Genomic DNA, 823 nt, shown 5'->3' with positions numbered 1-823 from the left:
TGAAAATAGTTATATCCTTTGTAGGGAGGGGTTGATATGAATTTAGATAAAAATTCAAAAAAACTAATTCCTTTTAAGAATATGTCTAATTTTGATGGTTTATTTGAGTTTTGTCCTTTTATCGAATTTGAAGTTAATAGTAATTGGGAAGAGTATTTAAATGATTTGGATTATGTCAAAAATATTAATCAAAAAATAGGTTAAATATTATAAGGAGTGATCGTTATGAGTTATGGTTTAAAACCATTTGGAAAAGATTATTTTGATATGACTGCTAGTGAATTGTTTAGAGATTTTGGAAGACAATTTTTTAGTAATTTACCTGACCAAAAAACTATAAAAACGGATATTAATGAAAAAGAAGATAGATATGAATTAACAGCTGAGCTTCCAGGCTTTTCAAAAGACCAAATAGATATTTCTTATGAAAATGGGACGCTAATAATTTCTGCTGAAAATAATCAGGTAAATGAAGAAAAAGATGATGAAGGTAAAGTCATTCAAAAAGAAAGATCTTATAGTAATGTGAAGAGAATGTATTCACTTAATAATATAGATGAAGATAATATTGAAGCTAAATTTGAAGATGGTATTTTATCTGTAGATTTACCGAAAACTGAGAATAATCAAAGAAAAGTAATAGATATCAAGTGATAGTTAAAAAGAAATGCTAATTAATTTAATTTTTGAGTACTATATTTTTCCTACTCAATTTGCTTAATTATAACATAATTAAAGCACGCATTTATGCCGAGAAAATTTATTGATGTTGAGAAGAACCCTTAACTAAACTTGCAGACGAATGTCGGCATAGCGTGAGCTA

Annotated in this window: 2 protein-coding genes; both read left to right on the top strand. The window is 26.7% G+C overall.

All coding sequences use genetic code 11. From position 1 onward, the window contains the following. Window positions 1-36 precede the first annotated feature (36 nt). Window positions 37-204: a hypothetical protein gene (locus KA878_RS13920; RefSeq protein ID WP_210142244.1), complete on the top strand. Its 168-nt coding sequence runs from the start codon at window positions 37-39 to the stop codon at window positions 202-204. A 21-nt stretch (window positions 205-225) separates the two neighbouring features. Next, complete coding sequence (locus tag KA878_RS13915) at window positions 226-654, top strand: Hsp20/alpha crystallin family protein (protein ID WP_210142243.1); 429 nt, start codon at window positions 226-228, stop codon at window positions 652-654. The last annotated feature ends 169 nt before the right edge of the window (window positions 655-823 follow it).

Origin of the sequence: Staphylococcus sp. GDY8P57P, assembly GCF_017892585.1 — a bacterium.
Taxonomy (GTDB): domain Bacteria; phylum Bacillota; class Bacilli; order Staphylococcales; family Staphylococcaceae; genus Staphylococcus; species Staphylococcus borealis.
Note: the sequence above shows the minus strand (reverse complement) of the source record. Positions and strands in the feature narration are given on the sequence as shown.

Coding starts and splice junctions, on each gene's coding strand:
- KA878_RS13920 (WP_210142244.1), top strand. CDS start 37: ATGAATTTAGATAAAAATTCAAAAAAACTAATTCCTTTTAAGAATATG.
- KA878_RS13915 (WP_210142243.1), top strand. CDS start 226: ATGAGTTATGGTTTAAAACCATTTGGAAAAGATTATTTTGATATGACT.